This is a genomic window from Mesorhizobium sp. (assembly GCF_024509055.1).
Lineage (GTDB): Bacteria > Pseudomonadota > Alphaproteobacteria > Rhizobiales > Rhizobiaceae > Mesorhizobium.
The window spans coordinates 1-5,380 of record NZ_JANINM010000084.1 but is presented as its reverse complement, the minus strand read 5'-3'; the positions used below and the strand labels follow the sequence as shown (position 1 = coordinate 5,380).

The 5,380-nt window shown below is 64.1% G+C and carries 6 protein-coding genes and 1 pseudogene; 5 read left to right on the top strand and 2 right to left on the bottom strand.

Features of this window, described 5'->3' with window-relative positions; all coding sequences use genetic code 11:
• The coding region (locus tag Q0L57_RS05400; RefSeq protein ID WP_296739139.1) for an SOS response-associated peptidase at nucleotides 1-674 on the bottom strand (674 nt) is incomplete at its 3' end.
• A 117-nt stretch (nucleotides 675-791) separates the two neighbouring features.
• Here Q0L57_RS05400 and Q0L57_RS05395 point away from each other — a divergent pair.
• The 4 genes from Q0L57_RS05395 (at nucleotide 792) to Q0L57_RS05380 (ending at nucleotide 3,413) form a co-directional block, all read left to right on the top strand.
• The gene (locus tag Q0L57_RS05395; protein ID WP_296739137.1) at nucleotides 792-1,214 is read left to right on the top strand and encodes an NUDIX domain-containing protein; all 423 of its coding nucleotides are present in this window, start codon (nucleotides 792-794) and stop codon (nucleotides 1,212-1,214) included.
• A 283-nt stretch (nucleotides 1,215-1,497) separates the two neighbouring features.
• Nucleotides 1,498-1,875: a TIGR02301 family protein gene (locus Q0L57_RS05390; RefSeq protein ID WP_296739134.1), complete on the top strand. Its 378-nt coding sequence runs from the start codon at nucleotides 1,498-1,500 to the stop codon at nucleotides 1,873-1,875.
• Between the two features lie 370 nt (nucleotides 1,876-2,245).
• The gene (locus tag Q0L57_RS05385) at nucleotides 2,246-2,503 is read left to right on the top strand and encodes a hypothetical protein (protein WP_296739133.1); all 258 of its coding nucleotides are present in this window, start codon (nucleotides 2,246-2,248) and stop codon (nucleotides 2,501-2,503) included.
• Nucleotides 2,504-2,618: 115 nt separating this feature from the next.
• Nucleotides 2,619-3,413, top strand: a complete 795-nt coding sequence (locus tag Q0L57_RS05380; RefSeq protein ID WP_296739130.1) for a hypothetical protein — start codon at nucleotides 2,619-2,621, stop codon at nucleotides 3,411-3,413.
• A 5-nt stretch (nucleotides 3,414-3,418) separates the two neighbouring features.
• On the opposite strand, the gene Q0L57_RS05375 is transcribed toward Q0L57_RS05380, so the two are convergent.
• Nucleotides 3,419-4,750 carry a dihydroorotase gene (locus tag Q0L57_RS05375; protein ID WP_296739127.1) on the bottom strand — a complete coding sequence of 444 codons (1,332 nt, stop codon included), beginning with the start codon at nucleotides 4,748-4,750 and terminating at the stop codon, nucleotides 3,419-3,421.
• Nucleotides 4,751-4,832: 82 nt separating this feature from the next.
• Between Q0L57_RS05375 and Q0L57_RS05370 the strand changes: the two are divergent.
• A pseudogene (locus tag Q0L57_RS05370) lies at nucleotides 4,833-5,380 on the top strand (folate-binding protein); the annotation flags it as partial.

The window sequence follows — 5,380 nt, the reverse complement described above, 5'->3', positions numbered from 1 at the left end:
ATCTCCGGCCCGGTGTTGGCGACCTTGTTGACAAGGTCGGAAACCGGAATTGCCTCGAAGAAATCCGGCCCGGCCGGCTTCAAGAGATCGAGCACGTCGCGCGGTTCCTGCGTGCGGCAATCCAGCCAGCGGGCAAAGTCGGACTCCTCGATCACCACCGGCATGCGGTCGTGGATATGAGCGATGCCGGGATTGGCGCCTGTCGTCAGGATCGCACCCGTATCCATCTCGGAGCCGCCCGGCTCGGCATAGGTCTCGACCAGTCCGGCGAAAGCGATGAGACCGCCGCGCTTCGGCCGAATCCAGTGAGGCTGGCCCTTGCCGCTGCCCGATTGCTGCCACTCGTAGAAACCGGAAGCCGGCACGAGCGCGCGGCGATGGCGTATCGCGGTCTTGAACGAGGCCTTTTCCAGCACGCCCTCCGAGCGGGCGTTGATGAGCAGCGGGAACTCTCTTGTGTCCTTCACCCAGGCCGGAATCAGGCCCCAGCGCACCAGCATCGTCTGGCGGTCCGGCAGGTTTGAGCCCGGCGCCCGTTGCGGGCCGGCGAGCGCCATCAGCACCGGCTGCGTCGGCGCTATGTTGTAGCGGGCCGGAAATTCTTCCAACTCCGCCAGCCCGAGCAAGGCGGCGGTCTGGTCCGGCGTGGCGGTCAGGGCAAAACGTCCGCACATGAACTCGGCTCGATCTGAGTTGTTCTTGAAAGTGGCGATGGAACCTTGCCCGCGCAACCGGTAAAGCTCAGCACAACCGATCGGTCCACAACAGGCTGAGAGTAGCGTTGACGCTCCATGGAAGTACGCAAGATCATACCCGCTGTCTCAGTCGCTGTCGTTCGCGGCGGAACCGTGCTCCTGGTCAAGCGGGCGCGGGCGCCATCGCAAGGGCTTTACGCTTACCCTGGAGGCAAGGTCGAAGCCGGAGAAATGCTGGCGCAGGCCGCGGCGCGCGAATTGCTTGAAGAGACGGGATTGGCGGCCACTGACTACCGCCCGCTGCGTGACATCCATATCGACGGCAGTGGCGAGAATCATGCCGTCGACTATCTTCTGACGGTGTTCGGCGCGACCTATGCCGGCGGCGAACCCGTGGCCGCCGACGATGCCGAGACGGCGGCGTTCTACACGCTGGCGGAGATGGCGAAGATGCCGCTTGCCGGCGACGTGTTCTCAGTGGCCGAAGGGCTGCTAGGGGCCGGTTCGTGGACGCGATGATTTCGGTTCCGCAGTGTCGTCATCCCAGGGCGAAGCTCCGTCGCGGAGACCCCGGGATCCATGCCGTTACCTCGCGCGAGAGGTGCAGCGGTGCAAAATTCTGTACCGTGGCAACGCCTTAAGGTAACGGAATGGATCCTCGGGTCTGCGCCGCGTCGCTCCGCTCCTTGCTCCGCCCGTGGATGACGACGCGGAGGTTTTTGCCAAGTTCGGAACTGCTATCGCAAACTTTCCCGCTCCAAAATCGCCTTGCGAACAGCAGATTGTTTGGTCACATAGCTTCATGATCCGCGCCTCGTCCCTTCTTGCCGCATGCCTTGCCATCAGCATGACCGTTGCGGCGCGGCCGGTTTTTGCCACCGAGTCGCCGTTCGAGCCCGGGCTGATGCGGTTGGCCGAGGTGCTGGGCTCGCTGCAATTCCTGCGCAATCTCTGCGGCGAGAAGGGCGACCAGTGGCGGGCCGAGATGGAAAAGCTGCTGGAATCGGAAAACCCCGCCCCTGAGCGGCGCGCACGCTTCATCGCGTCCTTCAACCGTGGCTACCGCTCCTTCAGCGGCACCTATACGCAATGCACGCCTTCGGCGACCGAGGCCATCGCCCGCTACATGAAGGAAGGCGAGACGCTGTCGCGCGACATCGCTTCCCGTTATGGGAATTGATCGATCGGCGTTGCTCGAGCCGTCGCCATTTGCGTGGATAACCCATCGGCAATCGCCGCCAATGTGACGCGCCTTATTGTGTCGGGTCGCGCCTTGGTGCAATCATGTGTTGCACTTGTGCAACTGTATTAACGAAACGTTAGCGCGCGAATGCGGAATTAACTCAAACTGAAGGTTTTGATGCCGCAAGATGGTCTAATCGGCTAAGCTCGAAATGGATTGAGCACAGCCTCGCCCGGAACTGCGGGCCTTTGTAGATCACGACCCCAAAAATGTCGTATTTACAAACACTTATTCGAGGCTGCGCATAAACTGACGGGCCGAGCCCGATCCTTCGCCGGATCGCCGCTTGCAAAGGGTGGACATCGCAATGGAACATGGTGTCAGCGACATCGACGCGTTGGTCAGGGAAGAAAAGCGCCTGACCGCCGTGGAGAGCCACAACGAGGCCTGGGCGGAAGGCTTGTCGGCCGGCATCGAGCCGGAAATCATCGCCGAGGCGGCGCTGGAAACCGCGTTCGGCGAGATGCTGCGCGCCAATGGCGAAACCTCCGCGCTCGCGCTGCTCGACCGCATGCGGGAAAAGGTCATCTCCGGCGCGTTCGAACCGGAACGGCTGAAGCACTAACAATCGGTCTTTTTTGACGGCGGCGCGCCTGCATATCATGCCTTGCGTGGCCGGCAGCTTTCGGTGTCGTCCTGAACGGCATCTTACGAATCCCTGAACCATGGAGAGACAAGCGGTGAGATTTTCGATGTCGAGCCGGCCGCGCGGCCTGGTCCTCAGCATCCGGATCGCCGCCAGCCTTGCCGCGATTCCCCTGGCGCTTTGCCTCGCCAGCACGCCCTCCCATGCGCTCAGCGAGATCCAGCGCGAGGACCTGCCCTCGCCGGTCGCGCCGCCAGTCAGCAACGATGCGGTGCCTGGTACCACCGTTCCGATGCCGGATCCCCTTGGATCCAAACCCTCGGACAACAATCCACCAGCCGAAGACAGCGACAGAAGCGAGCCGGAAGTGCCGGCCGGAAGCGGCGGCATCACCAGTCCGCGCGCCGACCCCGACGCGCCGCCGCCCGAAGTGATCTACGACCTCGGCAAGCTGCCGGAGCCGGTGAAGCGCATGCACGGCCTGATCGTCGAGGCCTGCAAGAGCGGGGATATCGAGAAGCTGAGGCCTCTGATCGGCCAGGGCAATCAGATGGTGCAATTGTCGCTCAGCGACATCGAGGGCGACCCGATCCTCTTCCTCAAGGGCCTGTCAGGCGACAGCGATGGCCAGGAAATCCTCGCCATACTGGAGGAGGTGCTCAGCGCCGGCTACGTCCATGTCGACGTCGGCACGCCGCAAGAGCTCTATGTCTGGCCCTATTTCTTCGCCCTGCCGCTGGACAAGCTCGACCCGAAGCAGCGGGTCGAATTGTTCAAACTGGTGACGGCAACCGACTATGACGACATGAAGCAGTTCGGCGCCTACATCTTCTACCGGGTCGGCATCACGCCCGCCGGCCAGTGGATGTTCTTCGTCGCCGGGGATTGAGAATTTCAGGCCGGCAGCGCCTCGGAAAACTCCACCGCCCTGCCCTGAGATGGATTGACGATCTCGCCTTCCCACATGACGCGTGTGCCACGAATGATCGTGCCCACCGGCCAGCCGGTGACCTCGCGGCCGTCATAGGGCGTCCAGCCCGCCTTTGAGCCCGCCTGCGCGTTGGTGATGGTCTCGCGGCGCTTCATGTCGACGACAGTGAGGTCGGCATCGTAGCCGGCGGCGATACGGCCCTTCCTCGCCATGCCGAAGATGCGCTGCGGGCCATGGCTGGAGAGATCGACGAAGCGCTGCAGGGTGAGCCGGCCGGCATTTACATGATCGAGCATGATCGGCACCAGTGTCTGCACGCCGGTCATGCCCGACGGCGAGGCCGGATAGGGCTTTGCCTTCTCGGCCAGCGTGTGCGGCGCATGATCGGAGCCCAGCACGTCGACGATGCCTTGCGAGATGCCGTGCCAGACGCCGTCGCGGTGGCGCGCGGCGCGCACCGGCGGGTTCATCTGGATCAGCGTGCCGAGCCGCGCATAATCGTCAGCCGTCAGCGTCAAATGGTGAGGCGTCGCCTCGCAGGTGGCGACATCCTTGTGCTGTTCGAGGAAGAGGATCTCCTCGGCCGTCGAGATGTGCAGCACATGGATGCGCGCACGCGTCTGCCGGGCGATGCGCACCAGCCGCTCGGTACAACGCAGCGCCGCGATCTCGTCACGCCAGACCGGATGGGACGACGGATCGCCCTCGACACGCAGCCCAAGCCGCTCACGCAAACGGAACTCGTCCTCCGAATGGAAGGCGGAGCGGCGGCGCGTGTTCCTCAGGATCGAGGCGACGCCCTCGTCATCCTCGACCAGGAGGTCGCCGGTGGACGAGCCCATGAACACCTTGATGCCGGCCGCGCCCGGCAGCCGCTCGAGCTCACCGACATCGCTGGCATTGTCGCGCGTGCCGCCGACCCAGAAGGCGAAATCGCAGTGCATGCGCCCGGTGGCGCGCCGCACCTTGTCGGCCAGCGCCGCCTCGCTGGTGGTGAGCGGATTGGTGTTGGGCATCTCGAAGACGGCGGTGACGCCACCCAGCACCGCCGCGCGAGAGCCGGTCTCCAGATCCTCCTTGTGCTCCAGCCCCGGCTCGCGGAAATGCACCTGGCTGTCGACGACGCCCGGCAGGATGTGCAGGCCCGAACAGTCGATCGTCTCGCCGGCCGAGGCCTGGCCGAGATCGCCGATCGCGGCGATGCGCCCCGCGCTCACGCCGACATCGCGCCGGCCCTCGCCATCATGGTTGACCACCGTGCCGCCTGTCAGGATGAGGTCATAGGTGGTTGCCATGGGCGTCCAATCTCTTGCGGGGGGAGTGTCGTCGGCTTACGTAAAGGCCGACAGTTTTGCAAGATCAGGCCGACTTCAGCCCATGCCCTTTGCCCTGCTTAATGACCGCGCGCTCATTTCCGTTTCAGGCCCGGACGCCGAACATTTCCTGCAGAACATCCTTACCACCGATCTCGATGCGCTCGGCGCCGGTGAGGCCAAACCCGGCGCGCTGCTGGCGCCACAGGGCAAGATCCTGTTCGATTTCCTGATTTCCCGTGCCGGCGACGACGGTTTCCGGCTTGAGTGCCGGACCGACATCGCCGACGACTTCCTGCGCCGGCTGATGCTTTACCGGCTAAGGGCGAAGGCCGAGATTGCCAAGCAAGACCAGACGCTTGTCGCTGTCACGTGGGGTGATGATTCAAGCGCTTCGGTTTCCGATTCAACCATGCTTGCCGACACGCGCTTTCGCGACGTGGCGGTCAGGCGCGTCTATGGCGGCGTGGCGCGGGAGGGCGGCGACCTCCAGGCTTGGCAGGCGCTGCGCATCGCCAACGGCATTGCCGAGAGCGGCTCGGACTACCAGCTGGGCGATGCCTTCCCGCATGACGTGCTGCTCGACGAGACCGGCGGCGTCGGCTTCAAGAA